16 protein-coding genes are annotated in these 20810 nt (G+C 30.8%); 2 read left to right on the top strand and 14 right to left on the bottom strand.

All coding sequences use genetic code 11. The features are described from left to right. On the top strand, window positions 1-642 hold the full coding sequence (locus tag SHK09_RS07295) for a TonB-dependent receptor plug domain-containing protein (RefSeq protein ID WP_319810127.1): 642 nt from the start codon (window positions 1-3) through the stop codon (window positions 640-642). 50 nt (window positions 643-692) lie between these two features. Here the strand turns inward: SHK09_RS07295 and trpA are convergent, their stop codons facing one another. The 14 genes from trpA to SHK09_RS07225 form a co-directional block, all read right to left on the bottom strand. Further along, on the bottom strand, window positions 693-1460 hold the full coding sequence (trpA, locus tag SHK09_RS07290; protein ID WP_319810126.1) for a tryptophan synthase subunit alpha: 768 nt from the start codon (window positions 1458-1460) through the stop codon (window positions 693-695). A gap of 10 nt (window positions 1461-1470) precedes the next feature. Beyond that, window positions 1471-2247, bottom strand: coding sequence for a DUF3050 domain-containing protein (locus tag SHK09_RS07285; protein ID WP_319810125.1), 777 nt, complete (start codon window positions 2245-2247; stop codon window positions 1471-1473). Next, entirely contained in the window at window positions 2247-3431 is a 1185-nt protein-coding gene (trpB, locus tag SHK09_RS07280; RefSeq protein ID WP_319810124.1) for a tryptophan synthase subunit beta, read from the bottom strand. The genes SHK09_RS07285 and trpB overlap by 1 nt, the downstream gene beginning before the upstream one ends. Before the next feature lies 1 nt (window position 3432). Continuing rightward, on the bottom strand, window positions 3433-4122 hold the full coding sequence (locus SHK09_RS07275) for a phosphoribosylanthranilate isomerase (RefSeq protein WP_319810123.1): 690 nt from the start codon (window positions 4120-4122) through the stop codon (window positions 3433-3435). Window positions 4123-4124: 2 nt separating this feature from the next. Further along, a complete protein-coding gene (gene trpC, locus SHK09_RS07270; protein ID WP_319810122.1) occupies window positions 4125-4913 on the bottom strand; it encodes an indole-3-glycerol phosphate synthase TrpC in 789 nt (262 codons plus the stop codon). A gap of 2 nt (window positions 4914-4915) precedes the next feature. Further along, entirely contained in the window at window positions 4916-5095 is a 180-nt protein-coding gene (locus SHK09_RS07265) for a hypothetical protein (protein ID WP_319810121.1), read from the bottom strand. A gap of 1 nt (window position 5096) precedes the next feature. Further along, window positions 5097-6086 (bottom strand): anthranilate phosphoribosyltransferase, encoded by a 990-nt coding sequence (gene trpD, locus SHK09_RS07260; RefSeq protein WP_319810120.1) that lies wholly within the window; start codon window positions 6084-6086, stop codon window positions 5097-5099. Then, window positions 6086-6661 (bottom strand): aminodeoxychorismate/anthranilate synthase component II, encoded by a 576-nt coding sequence (locus SHK09_RS07255; protein ID WP_319810119.1) that lies wholly within the window; start codon window positions 6659-6661, stop codon window positions 6086-6088. Before SHK09_RS07255 ends, trpD begins: the two co-directional genes overlap by 1 nt. Before the next feature lie 157 nt (window positions 6662-6818). After that, window positions 6819-8210, bottom strand: a complete 1392-nt coding sequence (locus SHK09_RS07250; protein WP_319810118.1) for an anthranilate synthase component I family protein — start codon at window positions 8208-8210, stop codon at window positions 6819-6821. Between the two features lie 336 nt (window positions 8211-8546). Continuing rightward, window positions 8547-11885: a bifunctional amidotransferase subunit GatB/aspartate--tRNA ligase AspS gene (gatB/aspS, locus tag SHK09_RS07245; protein WP_319810117.1), complete on the bottom strand. Its 3339-nt coding sequence runs from the start codon at window positions 11883-11885 to the stop codon at window positions 8547-8549. Beyond that, window positions 11885-13276 (bottom strand): amidase family protein, encoded by a 1392-nt coding sequence (locus SHK09_RS07240; protein ID WP_319810116.1) that lies wholly within the window; start codon window positions 13274-13276, stop codon window positions 11885-11887. The genes gatB/aspS and SHK09_RS07240 overlap by 1 nt, the downstream gene beginning before the upstream one ends. A 1-nt stretch (window position 13277) precedes the next feature. Further along, the gene (locus tag SHK09_RS07235) at window positions 13278-13544 is read right to left on the bottom strand and encodes a hypothetical protein (RefSeq protein ID WP_319810115.1); all 267 of its coding nucleotides are present in this window, start codon (window positions 13542-13544) and stop codon (window positions 13278-13280) included. Between the two features lie 349 nt (window positions 13545-13893). Beyond that, window positions 13894-15657 carry a glycerophosphodiester phosphodiesterase family protein gene (locus SHK09_RS07230; protein ID WP_319810114.1) on the bottom strand — a complete coding sequence of 588 codons (1764 nt, stop codon included), beginning with the start codon at window positions 15655-15657 and terminating at the stop codon, window positions 13894-13896. A gap of 84 nt (window positions 15658-15741) precedes the next feature. After that, on the bottom strand, window positions 15742-18246 hold the full coding sequence (locus SHK09_RS07225; RefSeq protein WP_319810113.1) for a TonB-dependent receptor: 2505 nt from the start codon (window positions 18244-18246) through the stop codon (window positions 15742-15744). Between the two features lie 603 nt (window positions 18247-18849). Here SHK09_RS07225 and gyrB point away from each other — a divergent pair. Further along, window positions 18850-20787 (top strand): DNA topoisomerase (ATP-hydrolyzing) subunit B, encoded by a 1938-nt coding sequence (gene gyrB, locus SHK09_RS07220; protein WP_319810112.1) that lies wholly within the window; start codon window positions 18850-18852, stop codon window positions 20785-20787. Window positions 20788-20810 lie beyond the last annotated feature (23 nt).

Raw genomic sequence — 20810 nt, 5'->3', positions numbered from 1 at the left:
ATGAAAAAAATAATTCGAATTCTTTTTTTATTTTCATTCCTTTTAGGTAGTTACAATACTTTTTCACAGAAAAAAAACAAAAATACTTTACGAATTTTTGTAAAAGATACTGCAAACAAACCTATTGCTGGCGCATTTATTTTTATAGATAACATAAAGCAAAAGAAAACTACAAATATTAGTGGTTTCATTCAGGTTAAGTTAAGAAAAACACCTAAGAAAATTAGCGCTTTGTCTTCTATTTACGGTTTGCAAGATGCTGTTTATAATGGTAAACAAAACATGATTGTTAAATATAGTAAAGACGCAATAAGTGCAGATGTAGCATCTACAACAGAAGGAGTTATTGTAAGTAAAAGAACAAAAAGAAATAATAATGTACTGTATAGAAATATATATGAATACTTAAGAGGTAGAGTTGCTGGTGTAGTAGTGTCTTCAGATAATTCTATATTAATTCGTGGAGCTGGTAGCTTTCAAGGTTCTACAGCCCCGTTATTTATAGTAAATGGAGTTTCGGTTTCTAGTGTAGAAGATATTATTCCTTCAGACATAAAAAGTGTTACAGTATTAAAGGGCCCAGAAACGGCTCAGTATGGCGTAAGAGGTTCTAATGGTGTAATATTAATTAAAACATTATAAATTTATTAAATATCAAAAAAAAAGCGAAACTTAATAAGTTTCGCTTTTTTTTATGATATTATAGGCTTAATAAATTCATCAATTTTATCAACTCCATTTATACCTAAATTCTTTATAAATGCAGAACCAATTATTGTTCCGTTTGCATACTTACAGGCTGTAGTAAATGTTTCTTTATCAGAAATACCAAAGCCAATTATCAATTTACTTTGTAAATTCATTGCTTTAATTCTCTCGAAATAAGAAATTTGATTACTAGAAATATCACCTTTTGCTCCAGTAATTGATGCCGAAGCAACAACATAAATAAATGCTTTAGAATATGAGTCTATTTTTCTAATTCTTTCTTCGGATGTATGTGGTGTTATTAAAAATACATTTGTAATACCATATTTATCAAATAAAAGTTTATAATGATTTTCAAATTCAACCATTGGTAAATCTGGAAGAATAACCGTATCAATACCACAATCAACTACTTTTTGGCAGAATTTCTCTTCACCATATTTTAGCATCTGGTTTAAATATCCCATCAAAACCAAAGGTGTTTTATTGGTTTCTTTAATCGTCATTAATTGATCGAAAATAATATCTAAGTTAATACCATTTTCTAACGCTTTCTGACTACTTTCTTGTATTGTTGGTCCGTCTGCTAAAGGATCTGAATAAGGCAAACCAACCTCAATAAAATCTACTTTACTATTCTCTAGTGTAGAAATTACTTTTGCAGTATCATCTAATTTAGGGTAACCACATGTAAAATAAATAGATAATAAATTTTTATCTTTTTTCTGAAATATTTCTTGAATTGAATTCATATCAATAATTTTAATTTCTATTCATTAATTGTTGCTCAATAGAGTTCCACAAATTAATTCTTAGCTGCAATGCTTTCTTTGCCGTATCTAAAACTTCTACCCACTTCTTATTGTCTTTACCACAAAGTTCTTCTATCATTTTTAATGATAAAGGTCCGTGTTCATCTCCATCTAACTCTATATGTCTATTTAAATAATACATAAAGCTATCATACTTTTTATTATTTTCTATAGTTGCTTTCTTTATTATATTAATAAACATATCTGGTATTACATCTTCTCTACCAAATGTAAAAGCAGCAGCAATTATATGACTTTTATTTGTTTTAATGGTATCAAAAGTAAAATTTAGAAACTCTATAACCTCAATAGGTAAATTTAAGTTTTCTAATGATTGTTCTACAGAAATACCAGATTTTATACTTTTAACAAAACTATCAATTTGAGCTGTACTTGCTCCAACTTCACCCATAGCAGTTAGATACATCTCAAAATGACTTTTAATTACTCCATTTGCATCGTAATCACTCTCTTCAGCAATTGTAATTTCATTAATAAAACGTGCTAACTCTGCATTTTTAACAGGAACCCAAGGAATTGAAACACAGGTTAAGTTAATCTGTAAAGCTTTTAGAAGTGACATAAAATCCCATACAGCAAAAACATGAAGTTTCATAAAGACCTTAACATCTTCTAAAGTTTGTAGTTTTTTATATAATGAATGATTTTTCAACTCATTTCTTAAGCCAGATAACTCTTTTTCAATATTTAAAATATTGCTATTCATTAATCCTCTAAGTGTTTAATATAAATTTCTAAATCTTTATCTCCTCTACCAGATAAATTTACAACCACAACTTGGTCTTTTTTAAACTTAATTTTTGGTAAAACAGCCAAAGCGTGCGCTGTTTCTAAAGCAGGTATAATTCCTTCTATTTTAGTTAATTCATATGCAGCAGCTAAAGCTTCTTTATCTGTTGCATTCATAAACTTAGCTCTTTTAGTTTCGTATAAGAAAGCATGTAAAGGGCCAACTCCTGGGTAATCTAACCCTGCAGAAATAGAATAAGGCTCTACTATTTGGCCATATTCATCTTGCATTAAAATAGTTTTACTTCCATGAATAATACCCACTTGCCCTAATTGAGATGTAGCTGCACTTTCACCAGAATTTACACCTAATCCTGCTGCTTCTACTGCAATTAACTCAACGTCTTCATCATCTAAATAATGATAAAAAGCTCCTGCAGCATTACTACCTCCACCAACACAAGCAATTATTGTATCCGGATTTTCTTTTCCTGTTTTTTCTTTTAACTGCCATTTCATTTCTTCAGAAATTATAGCTTGTAATCTAGCAACCATATCTGGGTGTGGTGCAGGACCAACAACAGAACCTATTAAATAAAATGTTTCTGGATGCTGAATCCAATATCTTATTGCTTCATTTGTAGCGTCTTTTAATGTTTTAGAACCACTTGTAGCAGGAACTACCTTTGCTCCTAACATTTTCATTCTGGCTACATTTGGTGCTTGACGAACAATATCTTTTTCACCCATAAAAACAGTACAATCTAATCCCATTAAAGCACAAACGGTAGCTGTAGCAACACCGTGTTGTCCTGCTCCTGTTTCTGCAATAATTTTAGTTTTACCTAATTTCTTCGCAATTAAAATCTGGCCAACCGTGTTGTTTACTTTATGCGCACCTGTATGATTTAAATCTTCTCGTTTTAAATAAATAGTAGCTCCGTATTTTTCAGATAATCTTTTTGCTAAATATAAAGGTGTTGGTCTACCAACATAATCTTTTAATAAAGATTTATATTCTGTCTGAAATTCTTCTGATTCGATAATTTGAATATAATTATCTGCTAATTCCTGTACGTTTGGGTGTAACAATTCTGGAATGAACGCTCCTCCAAATTGTCCAAAATACCCATTCTTGTCTGGGTGAAATTTTGATTTCATATTATAATGTATTCTTGAAGCTTTTTACTTCATTAATATTTTTTAATCCTGGTTTACTTTCAAATTTACTATTTACATCTACAGCATAAATTGGTAAATTAGTTTTTCTTATTATTTGTAATTGTTCTAAATCTTCTAAACCTATTCCTCCGCTTAAAAAGAAAGGTTTGTCAAATGGATATTTTTCTAAAACAGACCAATCAAACTTAGTTCCATTTCCTCCTCTTTCTTTCCCTTTAGTATCAAACAAAAAGAAATCTACAACTTCTAAATAAGGCAATAAAACATCAAAATTAAATTCATCTTTAATTCCAAAAACCTTAATAACCTCTACTTCATTTTCAGAAATATAATGTTGATTTTTCTTCTTTTTTATTTGCTTATTTTCTTCAATAAATAAGGCTCTTCTTTCTGCTAACTGATTTTTTAAATCCTTTACATAATCAACAGATTCATCGCCATGTAATTGAATAGCATCTAAGCTATATTCTTCAACCAAAGAGATTAAAATCTCTGGATATTCATTTACAAAAACACCTGTTTTTTTAATAGATTTCGAAAGTTCTGGAATAATTCCTTCAAAATTCCTTTTTGATTTCTCATAAAAAATAAACCCCAAATAATCTGGTTGCAATGCTGCAACTTCTTGGATATTTTCTACATATTTCATTCCGCAGACTTTCAGTTTCATACTTATCTAATTTGACTAATAAATTCTTGACAAGCTTCTCCTGGGTTCTCTGTTTTCATGAAATTTTCTCCAATTAAAAAACCTTGAAAGCCAAATTCTTTTAATCCTGTAATAATTTTTGGATCAGAAATTCCACTTTCAGAAACCTTAACACAAGTATCTGGTATTTGACTAGATAACTTAATAGAGTTTTCTAAATCAACTTCAAAAGTGTTTAAATTTCTATTATTTATACCTATAATTTTATTGTCTAAATTATTTATTTTATCTAAATCTTGCTGTGTATGTATCTCATACAAAACCTCTAAACCTAAATCTGCTGCTAAGTTTCCGTAGTTCTTTAATTCCGCTGCCGTTAAACAAGAAGCAATTAATAAAATTACATCTGCTCCTATTGCTTTTGCTTCTACAATTTGAAAACCATCAACAATAAAATCTTTTCTTAAAATTGGTTTTTGTTGATTAATAATTCTCGCCTCCATTAAATCTGCCATAGTACCTCCAAAAAAAGAAGTATCTGTTAAAATTGACTGTGCAGCAACGTTTGCATCTAAATATCCGTTAGTAACATCTGCAATAGTTGCTTTATCGTTAATAATACCTTTAGAAGGCGATTGACGCTTAAACTCTGCAATAATACCTGTAGAACCAACTTCTAATAAAGATTTTTTAAGTGAAAAAACTTCTCTTCCAAAATTTGGACTTTCAACTAATTTTTTAATTGGAACTTCTGCTTTTATCTTAGCAATTTCCTTCTTTTTAAATGCTATTATTTTATCTAAAATTGTCATTATTAAGACTTTGTTTTATTAATATTTTTATTTCTTCGTGTCAAAAAAAAGTAAACGATAATTCCTACAATTAAACCGATAGCAGTATCCCTTAATATATCTGTAGTTTGAATACCTACCGCTGCTCCCATTAATAGAAATGCAGGAATAATTGAAATTAAATTCTTTTTCTTTTTTGCCATCTTAAATACTTACTAATTTTTCTAATGTTTGTTTTGCTTTTAACCCAAAAAGTGAGTCTTTAGCTTCATTAAATGCCGTGTCAAAAGGTTTTGTATCATCAACAATAGTTAATGCAAAAGCAGCATTTGTTAACACCACATTGTTTTGTGCCTCTGTTCCGTTTCCACCAATAATAGATTTAAAAATCTTAGCTGCATCAGCAACTGAATTTCCTCCAAATATTTCTGATTGCTGAATCCTTTTTTGTCCTAAATCTTCTGGATTTATAATTTGTTCTCCTCTCTTCGTAAAGAATTTAAATCCGCTTGTTAACGAAATTTCATCATAACCATCTAAGGCATGAATAATTCCGTAATTAATGTCTTCTTCCTGTAAAATGTAATTGTACAAACGTGCAACTTCCAAATTAAAAGTACCTAACATATGGTTTTTAGGCGAACTAGGGTTTACCAAAGGTCCTAGCATATTAAAAAACGTTTTTAATGCCAACGCCTTTCTTGTTGCACTTACAGCTTTCATTGCCGGATGAAATTTAGGCGCATGTAAAAAACAAATATTTGCCTTTTCTAAATGTTCTCTTAAAATAGCTTCATCATTGGTAAAATTGTACCCAAAACTTTCTAGCATATCTGAAGAACCAGATTGAGAAGACACTGAGTAATTACCATGTTTTGCTACTTTTTGTCCGGTTCCTGCAACGATAAAAGAGGTTAAGGTTGATATGTTAAACGTATCTTTTCCATCGCCACCAGTTCCTACAATATCGATTGTGTTATAATCTGATAAATCTACTTTTATAGCCAATTCCATTAATGCATCTCTAAAACCTGCAAGTTCGTCTGCCGTAATAGGACGCATCATAAAAACAGTCATAAACGACGCTAAATGGGCATCATTGTAATTCTCTGCAGCAATATCTTTTAAGATTTGTTTTGCTTCAGATTTAGACAATCTTTCGTGGTTATAAAGTCTGTTTAAAATTGCTTTCATTATGAATTTGCGTTGATAAAGTTAGTTACCAATTGCTCACCAACATCTGTTAAAATAGATTCTGGATGAAACTGAACCGCAGAAATAGGAAATATTTTATGCTCAATTGCTTGAATTAATCCATCTTCATCTCTTGCCGTTACTTGTATTTCTTCTGGAAAACCGTCATCTGTTGCTGCCCAAGAATGGTAACGTGCCGCCATAAATGTTTCTGGAACATCTTTAAAAATAGTCGCGTTTTTGTCTGTTACCCTCATTTCTGTTGCAACGCCGTGAAAAACATCTTCTAAATTGATAATTGTTCCTCCAAAAACTTCTGTAATTGCTTGTAAACCTAAGCAAACTCCAAATATTGGTTTTACACCTGCGTAGGTTTTTATTACGTCTTTTAAGATTCCTGCTTCATCTGGAACACCTGGTCCTGGAGATAACATAATCATGTCGTAGTTTCCTACGTCTGCAATACTGATTTCATCGTTTCTAAAAACTGCAGGGAAATTTCCTGTAATTTTTTCTACCATGTGAACCAAATTGTAGGTAAAAGAATCGTAATTATCTAAAATTAATATTTTCATTGTTATTCAAAAATTGAATGATTAAATAATTTAAAAATTGTTGAATCTTTAAATTTTCAATCTTTTAATGTTTTTTTTTGCGTTAAGGATTGAAACGGCATCCTTTTTATTTTCTTTTTAAAATAAAAAGATATAGTGGAAAGCCCGCTCGAACGCCCTAAATATTCTCTGCTAAAATCAACGCTTTCTTTAACGCTGCTAACTTATTATTTACTTCTTGTAATTCTTTTGCTTCGTCGGAATGAATTACGATTCCGGCACCGGCTTGCGAATACAAAACGTTGTTTTTACTAACAAACGAACGAATGGCAATTGCTAAATTTACGGATCCGTCTAAACCGATAATTCCGACTGCACCACCGTAAAAACCACGTGTTTGATTTTCGTATTTGTTAATCAACTCCATTGCCTTGTATTTTGGTGCGCCACTTAGCGTTCCTGCAGGAAAAGTGTCTCCAACAATCTCAATCGGATTTCCTTTAATTTTGCCTCTAACGGTAGAAACCAAATGAATTACGTGGCTAAAGTATTGTACTTCTTTAAATACCTCAACGGTAACTTTATCTGCATGTTTGCTTAAATCGTTACGTGCTAAATCTACCAACATTACGTGTTCTGCAGTTTCCTTTTTATCTTCGGATAATTTTTTACCCAATTTAATATCTTCTGCCATATCACCAGTTCTTCTAAACGTACCTGCAATTGGATTAATAGTTGCTTTACCTGCGGATATTTTAATTTGCGCTTCTGGTGAAGAGCCCATTAATTTGAAAGATCCGTAATCGAAATAAAACAAATATGGCGACGGATTGATAGAACGTAATGCTCTATACACATTGAATTCGTCTCCTTTAAATTTTTGTTGAAATTGACGTGATAACACCAATTGAAAAACGTCTCCTCTTTTACAATGCGATTTTGCTTTTCTTACATATTCTTTAAATTCTTCGCCAGTAACATTTGAAGTTTCTTCGCCTACAATTTCGAACTTTTGTGTATTAAAAGATTGTGCATCTATAATAGTTTCTACTTCATGTATGCGAGATTCAGTTCCTTCTTCTATGTTTTCTATCAGTGTCATTTCATCATTAAAATGATTGATAACAATAACAAAACGATAAAAACTGTATTGCATTTCTGGTATTGCAGAAGGTGCTTTCTTGTTTGTGAATTTTATATTCTCGAAATACTGAACAGAATCGAATGTTGTATAACCGTACAAACCATTGAATGATTTTAACTCGGCAGGACAATCTAATTCTAAAGTATTCTTGAAATTATCATATAATTCATAGAAGTTTTTATTGATAGGTTGCTCATCAATTTGTGTTCCTTTGTGAGAAACCGTAAACTGATAATCGTCTACTTTCATAGTTACAATAGGCTCTACAGCAATAAAAGAAAAACTTTCTTCTTTACTGTGATAATCTGAACCTTCTAACAAAAGCGTGTTAGCAAATTTATCTCTAAAACGTAAGTACAGCCCTACTGGAGTAACTGTATCTGCCATTTTTGTTTTATGAATTGTCTTAAATTGTAATTTTTTCATTTTACTTTTTGTCTGGTCGAGCGCAGTCGAGACTTTTCGCGAACCTCTCGACTGCGCTCGAGGGAACATTTCTCTTTATTTTTTTACTTTGAATGATTTAAAAATCATCATAAAAAAAAGGCTTATCGTGAGATAAGCCTTTTTAAATATATTATATACATATAGGTTTCTTCTCACTTATGATATAAGAGAGTTCCACCAACCTGTATTTATTGTATTGTTTTTCATTGTGAAACAAAAGTAAGATAGATTTTTAAAATAGGCAACCTTTCTTCTTAATTATTTTTTTATAAAATTTAAACCTACAGGTTTTTAAAAATCTGTAGATCAATTAAACTATTTCCTCATAATTTTCACATTCATTTCCTCAACCTTTTTATCACTCAAAATAGAAGGTGCGTTAAATAATAAATCTTCAGACGAACCTGTTTTAGGGAAAGCCATTACTTCTCTAATAGATGCTTTCTTTTCTAAAATCATCATTAATCTGTCTACACCCCAAGCAATTCCTCCGTGAGGTGGCGCTCCGTATTGGAAAGCTTTGTACATCGTCCCAACACTTTTTAACATTCCTTCTTTATCGTAACCCATATTTTTATAGGTTGCTTCTAAAATTTCTGCTTTGTGTGCACGAACAGAACCTCCACCAATTTCATAACCGTTTAAGATTAAATCGTATTGTTGCGCAATAATTGTACCTATTTCCTCTCCTTCTCCATTCATATGCTTTTCTAAATCATAAATTGCTGGCATCGAAAAAGGATTGTGTGTAAACGTCCATCTTCCTTCGTCTGTTTTTTCAAACATTGGAAAATCTACTACCCAAGCTGGTCTTAATTCTTTTGGATTTATCAACTTTAAAATGCGTCCCATTTCTTGACGAACGGCATCTAACGCTTTGTTTGCAGTTGCATAATCTGCTGCAGAAAAGAATACAATATCTCCTATTTTTGCTTCTGTAGCTTTTATAATATTAGCTGCAATATCTTCACCTAAAAACTTAATTATTGGCGATTGTAAATCATTTTCATTTACAATAATATATGCTAAACCACCTAAACCATTTTGTTGTGCAATGGCTGTTAAGTTTTCTATTTGCCCTTTAGACATACGTTTGTTTCCTTGCTCTTCAGCAGAAACCTTAATACATTTTACAATACCACCGCCTTCAATTGGTTTACTAAAAACTTGGAATGTGGTGTCTTTTACAATCTCTGTAATGTCTTGCATTTGCAAACCATAACGTAAATCTGGTCTATCACAACCGTATTTATCCATTGCGTTTTTGTAGGTAATTACTTCAAACGGATGTAAAATCCATTTTTTACCATAGATTTTACGCACAACTTCATTAAACATTTTCGTGTTTAAATCTATAATTTGCTGCATACTTGCGTATGCCATTTCAATATCTAATTGTGTAAATTCTGGTTGTCTGTCTCCACGAGAATCTTCATCTCTAAAACAACGTGCTATTTGAAAATATTTTTCGAAACCACCAACCATTAACATTTGTTTAAACTGCTGTGGCGCTTGTGGTAATGTATAAAACAAACCTGCTTGTTTTCTAGTAGGTACAATAAATTCTCTAGCTCCTTCGTCTGTTCCAGCAGTTAAAATTGGGGTTTCTATTTCTAGAAACTCTTCTTCATCTAAAATATCACGTAGTAATTTAATTACTTTATGTCTGTTTACAATTGCTCTTCGAACCTCATCATTTCTATGATCTAAAAATTTGTATTCGAAACGGACTTTCTCATTACTTTTCGCCGCTCTTTTAATTTCAAAAGGCAACGTTTTAGAAAGGTTTAATATTTCTAATTCTGATGTTTCTAACTCTAATTTACCTGTTCTTAAACCAGCATTATAATCATCTTCTTTACGTTGAACAACAATACCTGTTACAGAAATTACAGATTCTGTTTTTAATTTCACTAATTCATCTAAATTAGGAAACGACTCTCTACTTAAACGTACTTGAAAAATTTGAGTACTAGAGTCTCTTAAATCGATAAACATTAACTCACCATGATCTCTAACACTAGAAACCCAACCAGATAATGTTACTTTTTCTGAAATTGATTTCTCTGTTAATTCAGATATTTTATGAGTTCTATATTCTTCTTTGATTATTATTGGTACTAGTGGTAATTCTTCTTCTTGATTATTGGTATCTAGTTTTTGATTACTAGTTTCTAAAGCATCGCTTAATACTTCTTGTTTCTTGTTTACAGACTCTTTTCCAGAAAGCTGCGCTAAAATTCCTGTTCTAATTACTTTTCCGGAAGCTCCTTTACCAATAATTGCAATTACTTTACCTACAAGAATACCTGCTTTTCCTTGGTTTCCATTTTTAATATCCGTTGCAATTGCTTCATTTTCTGATACTACTTTTGCAATTGCATCTTGTATTTTTTCTTCGGAAATAGTATTGTCATCAAAATATTTTTTATAATCGAAATTAGCATCTTTTAAGTAAGATGTTATTCCGTTTTGAACTAAAACAGAAGTTATTTTATCTGCTTTAAATAATTGAAAAATTTCAACTAAATCGCTAATTTGATGAATGTTTTCATATTCATCTGCAGCAATATTATTTACCAATGTTTTTGCAACAAAAGACGGATCTTGAATAGCATTATTAATGGCCATAAATGTTTTAGAACGAATTGCATCTGCAGTAAAAAACTTTGCATCTTGTGGTAAAACACCGCCTTTAATTAAAACAGTTTCTACCGCGTAAGGCAACGTACTTGTATCTATTTTAATACTTTCTACAACACTTTTTATAGCAACAAAAGGTAAATCTGGCTCAGAAATAAAACGATAATCTGCTTCAAATTCCTTTTTACGCATGGTTTTGGTTTGCTTTAAATCTGCATCCCATAAAACCGTAGTTTGGTCTGGTCTAAAATCTTTGTGCTCTGTAAAGTAGTTTAATTGCTTTTCAATTTCTTCCTTTAAAGCTTCTACCATAAACTTAAAAGAATTTAAGTTTTTTATTTCTGTTCTTGGGTTTAAAACTGTGCTTCCTATTTTTCTTAAGGAAACAGAAACATCAGACTTAAACTCTCCTTTTTCTAAATTTGCTTCAGAAATACCTAAATTTTGAACAATTCTTTGAATATATTGTGCATATGTAGAAGCATCTTCAATATTTCTAATACAAGGATCTGTAACAATTTCTATTAACGGAACACCTGCTTTATTAAAATCTACCAAAGAAATTTTCTTCTCGTGCATTAATTTTGCAGCATCTTCTTCTATATGCGTTTGCGTTAAACTTACTGTAAATTCAGTTCCATCATTTCTATAACAAGAAACGTTACCATCTGGAATTACAGGATTGTGAAACTGTGTAATTTGTATGTTTTTCGGGTTGTCTGGGTATTCATAATGTTTACGATCCCAAGAAGTAACCTCGTTAGAAAATGTAGAGTTTACTGCTTTTCCAAAATAGATAGCTTTTGTAATTGCTTCTTTATTTATTGCTGGTAAAACACCCATTTGTCCTGTACAAACAGAACAAATATTTGTATTTGGTTCTTCTGTTTCTTCATTGGAACAAGAACAAAATAATTTGGACTTGGTATTTAAACGAACATGCGTTTCTAAACCGATAATCAATTCTAAATCGTGAGCTTTTAAAGCTTCATTTAATTGCGCTTGTTCCATTATAAAATATCGTTTAAGAAGTTAGCAAATTGTAAAACTTCCGCATCTTTTTTCTTGTCTGCTGTAATTTGTAATCCTGTTTCAGTTCCTTTTGGTATGGTTAACGTAGGTAATTCTCCTAAACTAAAACCAACGGTATAAGCATCTGACAAATACATTGCCAAAGGATTGTTTAAACTCTCGCCAATTTTTGGTGGATTTGCAGGTGTAACTGGAGACAAAATAATATCTACAGATTCGAAATCTTCACTAAATCTAGCCGAAATCTGGTTTCTTAAGTCTTGTGCTTTTAAGTAAATTTCATCAGAAAAACCTTGCGACAATACTTGGTTACCACCAACAATTCTTCTTTTTGTTTCTTCAGAAAACTTTTCTGATCGTGTAATCGAATACGTATCTTTTAAATTCGCTCCTTCAATTCTTGCTCCGTAATTTGTACCGTCTAATCTAGACAAGTTAGAGGCAGTTTCTGCCATCGCCAAGGTGTAATAAGTCGAAACTAAAACATCTGAATTAAAGAAGTCTAATTCTTTTACTGCAATTCCTTTGGCTTTTATTTTTTCTAAAGTAGCTAAAAAACCTTCTTTTATTTCTGATGAAATTGCTTCACTTTCAATAAAATTCTTAAAATAACCAACTGTTTTTATTGTTGAATTTACATCTTCAGAAATTACTTCAGAGTTATAAGTAGTTTGATCTCTAACATCTTTACCACTCATTATATTTAATACAATTCTAATATCTTCTATAGACTTAGCAATTGGCCCTACACAATCTGTAGAAGATGCGTACGCCATTAAACCGTAACGAGAAATTCTACCATAGGTTGGTTTAAACCCATATACTTTATTATAACCTGCTGGCTGACGAATAGAACCACCAGTGTCTCCACCAATTGAAAAAACAGTAAAATCTTTTGCAACATTTACTGCAGAACCTCCACTAGAACCTCCACCAACTAAATCTGAATTTACAGCATTTTTTACTGCGCCAAAAATGGTGTTTTCAGAAGAAGAACCATGTCCAAAAGAATCACAATTTTCTTTTACTAAAGGTATTGCCCCTGCATCTAATAATTTCTGAATAGAAGTTGCTGTGTATGCAGCTTTGTATTTCTTTAACAAGTCTGAACTTGCAGTTGTATACGTTCCTTGCATCATATAGACATCTTTTATCCCGAAAGGAATTCCTTCTAAAAGACCTATTTCTTCGCCATTTTCTATTTTAGTATCTACTTTTTTAGCCAATACCAACGCTGTTTCCTCTAATAAAGAGTTTACAGTATTATGTGTATTTTGTTTTAATAAGTCTAACTTTTCTTGCACTAAACTTGTACAAGTAATTTCTTTAGACATCAATTGTTGATGTATTTTTTTTATTTGCGACTCCATATTAATCTTCTATCACTTTAGCAACAACTAAAAATCCGTTTTTTTCTCTCGGAAAGTTTTCTCTAATAATTTCTTTTTCCAAAGAAGAACTTTCAATAACAACATCTTCTCTTAAATCTTTTAAAGACACCACATTATTATGAACCGTATTTGTAGCATTATTATTCTGATTTGCATTTTTAATTACATCAAATAATTTATTCACCGATTCCGATGGTTTCGCTCCTTTAATACTAGACAAAATGTCTACCGTCATTATTTTACTCATGTCTTTAATTTTAGATTCAAAAAAAAAGCCTTCCAAAAATTTGGAAGGCTTTATATATTTTTAAACAACAACCTTCCGTCCTATAAATTAGGATTATTGAAATTACGATTGTTATTATTAATTGCCATATTATCTATTGATATTGACAAATATATGCAGAAAATGTGGTACAAAAACCTCTTTTCTATCATTTTATACAACCATTACACAATCTATAAAATATTGATATTTAATTACTGATATCATAAAATATGTTAGTCTATTTATAAAAAAACTACTTATTAACTTTTATGTCTAAAGAAATACAAAGATAAAATTAAGGCATTTTACTCCTTTTACTTAAAAATGCTTATTTTCTTAAAGGAATTGCAATATTGGGATAATCTGTAATAATTCCGTCAACATCCATATGTAGCAAATTAACCATGTCTTCTTTTTTATTTACGGTCCAAGGAATCACTTTCATATTCTTATTGTGAATATTTTTAACCTCTTCTTTATTTAATAAAATAAAATACGGACTATAAATTTCTGGTACAAAACTTAACATTTTCAGATTCGTTTCAAAATTATTTTGATACGTTAAGAATGCCAAAGTAAATTCTGGATATGTTTTATGAATATATTCTAAAACTCTAGGATCGAAACTTTGTACGGTTATTCTTTCTAAAGGTAATTTTGAGTTTTTTAACTGCGCTATTACAAGATTAGAGAATTCAGCAACGGAAGGTTGATATCCTTTTTCTTCATCTGTAGGTGTACTTTTAATTTCTACATTATAACGAATTTCACTATTTTTAGCTTCAGCAAAAGTAATTACTTCAGACAATAACGGTTTATAAGCAATTTCTTTTCTCTGCTCTAAAAATTTAGGATTCCCAATAGAACCAACATCATAACTTTTTATTTTTCTGTAGTTATTCTTATACATATTAAAAGCCAAAGCAGTTTCTTTAGTAATCTTATTTCCTTTAGCATCTAAGGTTACTTCTTCATTTAACCAAGGTTCATGAGAAACTACCACCTTGTTGTCTTTACTAATAACCACATCTAATTCTAATGTATTTACACCTAAATCTAACGCCTTATTAAAAGCTTGAATTGTATTTTCTGGTGATAAACCTCTTGCTCCACGATGCCCTTGTAAATCAAAATCGAACTTTTGTTCTTTTTCTAAAATTACTTCATCAATAAAAGTAACCGTTTCCTTATAAACACCTTGCCAATCTTTAGATCTTAAATCGCATGCAATTACATGGTTTCCTGCTTCAGGAAAAGCAACTTTAGTTTTTTTATCTACACAAGTACCTAAACCATCATACATTTTTAAAATTGCAGGAACTGAAACTACTTGATCTTGCTCTTCTTCATTCTTATAATAATAGCCAACAAATACAGGGATTTTAACTTTCGAAAAGGTATCCGAAGTCATATTATTTACTAACATTTTTATTAAAGCCTCATAACCGTTAATATGATAAGAAGTAGACCAGTATTTAGCTTCTTCTTCTGGTCTTTTCTGCTTCATAATTTCACTACCATTACTTTTTATAAATCCGGCTTTACCTTCTGGAGTTAGAATTGCTGCAAATGCAGGATTTTTAAGCCCTATAAATGGCGAATACATAATTAAACCTGCAATAGTAGCATCTTCTGAAGCTAGCTTTAAACTTAAAGTTCCGCCTGTAGATGTACTTACTAAAATTACTTTCTCACCAATTGTTTTCCCTATTCTTAAAGCCTCTTTAGCAGAAGCTATATAATTTTCTGGCGTTAAGTTTATAAAATTATCATCTCTATCTAAACCATGCTCTTTTAAACGAGACATATAAACATTAGCATTGTATTTTTCTGAAAGTAGACTTAGTACAGGTTCTCCTTCTCTACTACTCGCCCCAAAACCATGTAAGTAAACAAAAGCTATTGGAGACTTTTTTTCTTTGTATTCTTTAGACCAAATTATTTTGGCTTCATTTCCTAATTTCATTCCAACTACATTAATTTCTTTCTGATAAATACTACTTTTAAAGGTAGCTAAATCTACAACTTCTTGCCCTTTTACAACACTAATAAATAGCATTAATAAAAGAAATATAATACTCGATTTTTTCATTATTTATAAATTTAAAAAAGAATGCTATCTAAAAAATGTTGTAAATCATATTTATAGATAGCATTTCTATTATAATTATTAAGTTTAAAATTTTACTTTTAATTGTGCTCCAAAAAATCTTGGTGCTCCAGCAATAAATGTCGGAATTCCGAAAGCACCACCAGTATTACCAGCATCAACAATGTATTGCTTATCTAAAGCATTATTCATATAAAACCCAAGTTCATATGTTTTGTTTATAGTAAGACCTACTCTATAATTTAAAATACCAAAACCTTCTTGTGAAATATTAGGTAAGTTTGTTTCTTCAAAAAATACTTTAGACTTATAGGTATATGTTGGTCTAAAAAAGAACTCTAAATTTTCATTAATTTTTGGATTGATATTAAAACCAATCGAGAATGAATGCTTAGGTGTTAATCTAAATGTATTTCCTGCCAAAGCCTGCTCATTACCATTAGTATCTTTATCATCAAAAGAAGCATCTATGTAACCATAATTAGCAAAGAAACTACTACTTTTTGTAAAAGCATATTGCGCAGCTGCTTCAAAACCAAATGAACTTGCGTTTCCACTATCTTCTGGCGTAGAAACAAGGTTTCCGTTTTCGAACTTAGTAATTGTGGTTTGAAAATTAGAATACGCATACATGTATGCATTCATATCAAACTGTAATCTATTGTTTAAAAATAACGACTTACCACCTATTTCATAAGACCAAACAATTTCGTCTGACAAAATATTTGTTTCTGTTGCAGTAACACTTATAACATTTGGTCTTCTTCCTCTAGAAGTTGTTCCAAATAATGTAATATTATCATTTATGTCATAATTTATAGCAAAACGACCAACTGCTGATAAGAAAGTTTCACTGGCTTCTATTTTTTTACCATTTGTAGATGTAAATAACACATTAGGATTGTTTCCTAATAAATAACTTAAAGCAGAAGGATTTTCTGAATCTGTTACTTGATACCCTGCATTAATGTTTTCTAAAGTAGCTCTTAAACCTAAAGTAACAGAAAGTTTATCTGTAAGATCATAAGAAGCATCTGCAAAAACATCTCCAGAATAATTTTCTCCGAAATTTGTATTAGACTCTGTATTAAATTGCTTTAAAAAAGCACCAGAAAGGGCTCCAAAAGTAGCAGGATCATCTGGTAAATTTGGCGACAAAACTGAAAATCCGTTTGAAACTAAAAAAGTAGGATTTAAAAATAACATAGCCACACTTTGCTCATTATATTCCCAAGGCACATGTTGCGAACCATCTTCATAAAAGAAATTGGTTCCAAAAAAACCTCTAAATTTATCATCAGTATCAAAATTAAATCTAAATTCTTGGCTAAATTGTTTTCCTTTTGATATTTCATGAAAAAATAAAGCCGGAGCAACCGTTCCATCGGCATCAAAAGCCTCATCCGAATTAAATTTTCGATACGCAGTTGTAGAAGTTACATCCCAAGTATCATTTAACTCATGCTTTAAAATAGCTGTAACTCCATAAACAGTTCTATCTAAACCTAATTCTTCTCCTCTTTCTAAATCTGCAAAAGTATTTGGGTTTGTATCTCCCTTTAAAGGTGCAAAAGTGCCACTTTTAAAAGAAGTTCCTGGAGGCGTATCTTTTTGCCAGTTTGCAATAAGATCTAAAGTTGTATCATCATTTATTAAATATTTAAAAGAAGTTCTAAAAGCAACAGTTTCTTTTCCGTTTAAATTTCCTCCAGAAATATTTTTAATAAAACCATCTCTTTTATTATAAATAGCAGCAGCTCTAAAAAATAATTTATCATCTACTAAAGGCGCATTATAATGACCTGTTGCTAAAAACTGATTAAAGTTACCATAACCAACTTTTACAGCACCAGATGTTTCATTTTTTGCTTTGTTCTGAATGATATGCATTGCGCCAATTTGTGCTCCTCTACCAAACAAGGTTCCTTGTGGTCCTTTTAATACTTCTACACGTTCTATATCATATAATTCTACCACAGAACCTCTAGATTTACTTATAGAAACACCATCTTGAAAAATAGATACTCTTGGTTCTACCCTAGAATCTCCACTATCACTTGTAATTCCCCTAATAACAATACCTGGGTTGTTTACACTTTGAATTTGTACTTGAAAACCAGGTACGTATTCCGACAAAGCATCATATTCAAAAGTTCCTTGGTTTTCTATAAAATCGGTTCCGTAAGAAGTTATCGCAATAGGAACATCTTTGTTCTTTTGCTCTCTTTTTTGAGATGTAATAACAACACCTTCTAACATATATGAACTTTCTTTTAATATGAAATTCATAATTGTCTGTGAATTACTAATGGTAATTTTCTTAATAATTGTGTTGTATCCTAGATAAGAAACCTCAATATTGTAAGAATTACTCGCAATTCTTTTTATAATAAACGCTCCGTCTTCATTGGAAGTTGTGCCCACAGATAAACTTTTTATATGCACATTTGCACCCATTATAGGTTCTCCTTGTTCTGTTGTTATAACTCCTTTTAATACGCCTGTATTCTGACTATTAATTATAGTAACACTAAATAATGTTAAAAAAGTAAGTAAAAATTTAAAATGCATTTTTTTCAGTTTATGATTAAATTCGACTGCAAATTTATCTCTGTATCACAAAACTATTGTTAACTTAAAATCATACAAAAGTTACCTTTCTACTACTTTAAAATAACAGTTTACATATAATTTACGAAACAATAACACCGTATCTTTAACACATGAATACTGTTTCCTTTTACTAAAAAACGATTCTATCTTTATCAATTGATTTTTATCTATTTAAACACTTAAACAAAGTAGCTGTTTATTTTTAGTCTCGTTTTTTAATTTAACCTACCATTACTAGACTATGTGCTTACAAACTAAAAAACGACTTAATACCACATTAAAAAGATAAATGATTTTGTTTTATAATTTTAAAATAAAAGTTTTAAGCTACTTTCTATATTTTCTAAATTACAGCTTCAATAAAAAAAATTAAATTTAAATTTAAAGCCATTTTAAGGCGATTTAAAGCATTTTTAAAAAATCAAGAAATTACTACAAATATGATTCAAAATCACTAAAAAGCTTTTAAATGATTTATAAAAATTGTAAATTTGAGTTTACTAAACTTGTTTAACAAAGACGAGTTTAATCAATCTAAAAACTAATAATTCACTTTATATAATGAGCGAAGAGAAAAAAAAGAATTATGATGCTTCCAGTATTCAGGCATTAGAAGGAATGGAACACGTAAGAATGCGTCCTTCAATGTATATTGGAGATGTTGGCGTACGTGGTTTACACCATTTAGTGTACGAAGTTGTAGATAACTCTATTGATGAAGCAATGGGTGGTTATTGTGATACTATTGATGTTACAATAAACGAAGATAATTCTGTTACAACAAAAGATAACGGACGTGGTATTCCTGTTGGAATGCACGAAAAAGAAGGCGTTTCTGCTTTACAAGTAGTAATGACTAAAATTGGTGCCGGTGGTAAATTCGATAAAGACTCTTATAAAGTTTCTGGTGGTTTACACGGTGTTGGTGTTTCTTGTGTAAATGCACTTTCTAACCTTTTAGTTGCTACAGTTCATAAAGAAGGTAAGGTTTGGAGACAAGAATACTCTCAAGGAAAAGCTTTATACCCAGTAAAAACAATTGGTGAAACAGATTTTACAGGTACAATTGTTACTTTTTTACCAGACGATTCTATTTTTAAACAAACTACAGTATTTAATTACGAGACTTTAGCTACTCGTATGCGTGAGTTATCGTTTTTAAATAAAGGAATTACAATTACTTTAACCGATAAACGTGAAACAGACGATGAAGGAAACTTTATTTCTGAAGTTTTTCATTCTGATGAAGGTTTACCAGAATTTATAAAATATTTAGATTCTACGCGCGAGCAATTGACTTCGCAAATAATTTCTATGGAAGGCGAAAAAAACGGTATTCCTGTTGAAGTTGCCATGGTTTACAATACTTCTTATGCAGAAAATTTACACTCTTATGTAAACAACATTAACACGCATGAAGGAGGAACACATTTATCTGGTTTTAGACGTGGTTTAACGGGTACTTTAAAAAAGTATGCTGACGAATCTGGTTTATTAAAAAATGTAAAATTCGATATTGCTGGTGATGATTTCCGTGAAGGATTAACAGCTATTGTTTCTGTAAAAGTAGCAGAACCACAGTTTGAAGGACAAACAAAAACAAAATTAGGAAACAGGGAAGTTTCTGCTGCAGTATCGCAAGCAGTTTCAGAAATGTTAACTAATTATTTAGAAGAGAATCCTAACGACGCTAAAACAATTGTTCAGAAAGTAATTTTAGCAGCAACCGCAAGACACGCAGCACGTAAAGCCAGAGAAATGGTACAACGTAAAACGGTAATGTCTATTGGTGGTTTACCTGGTAAATTATCAGATTGTTCAGAAACCGACCCAGCTCAATGTGAAATTTTCTTAGTTGAGGGAGATTCGGCAGGTGGAACAGCAAAACAAGGTAGAGATAGAAATTTTCAAGCAATTTTACCACTACGTGGGAAGATTTTGAATGTTGAGAAAGCAATGCAACATAAAGTTTTTGAAAACGAAGAAATCAAAAACATGTTTACAGCTTTAGGTGTTTCTATAGGTACTGAAGAAGACCCAAGAGCATTAAACTTAACAAAAGTAAGATATCATAAAGTAGTTATTATGTGTGATGCCGATGTAGATGGATCGCATATTGCTACCTTAATATTAACATTCTTTTTTAGATATATGAAAGAAATGGTAGAGCAAGGTTATATTTACATTGCAACACCTCCTTTATACTTAGTTAAAAAAGGTCAAAAAAGAGAATACGCCTGGGATGATGATCAACGTGATTTAATTGTTCAGCAAATGGGTGGATCTGCAACAATTCAGCGTTATAAAGGTCTTGGAGAGATGAATGCAGAACAACTTTGGGACACAACAATGAATCCTGAGTTTAGAACATTACGTAAAGTTGTAATTGATAGTCCTGCAGAAGCAGATAGAGTTTTCTCTATGCTAATGGGAGATGAAGTACCACCACGTAGAGACTTCATTGAAAGAAATGCAAAATATGCAAAAATTGATGTGTAGATTTCACAATTAATTTAATAAAT

This window comes from Polaribacter sp. PL03 (assembly GCF_033875165.1).
GTDB lineage: Bacteria > Bacteroidota > Bacteroidia > Flavobacteriales > Flavobacteriaceae > Polaribacter.
Note: the sequence above shows the minus strand (reverse complement) of the source record. Positions and strands in the feature narration are given on the sequence as shown.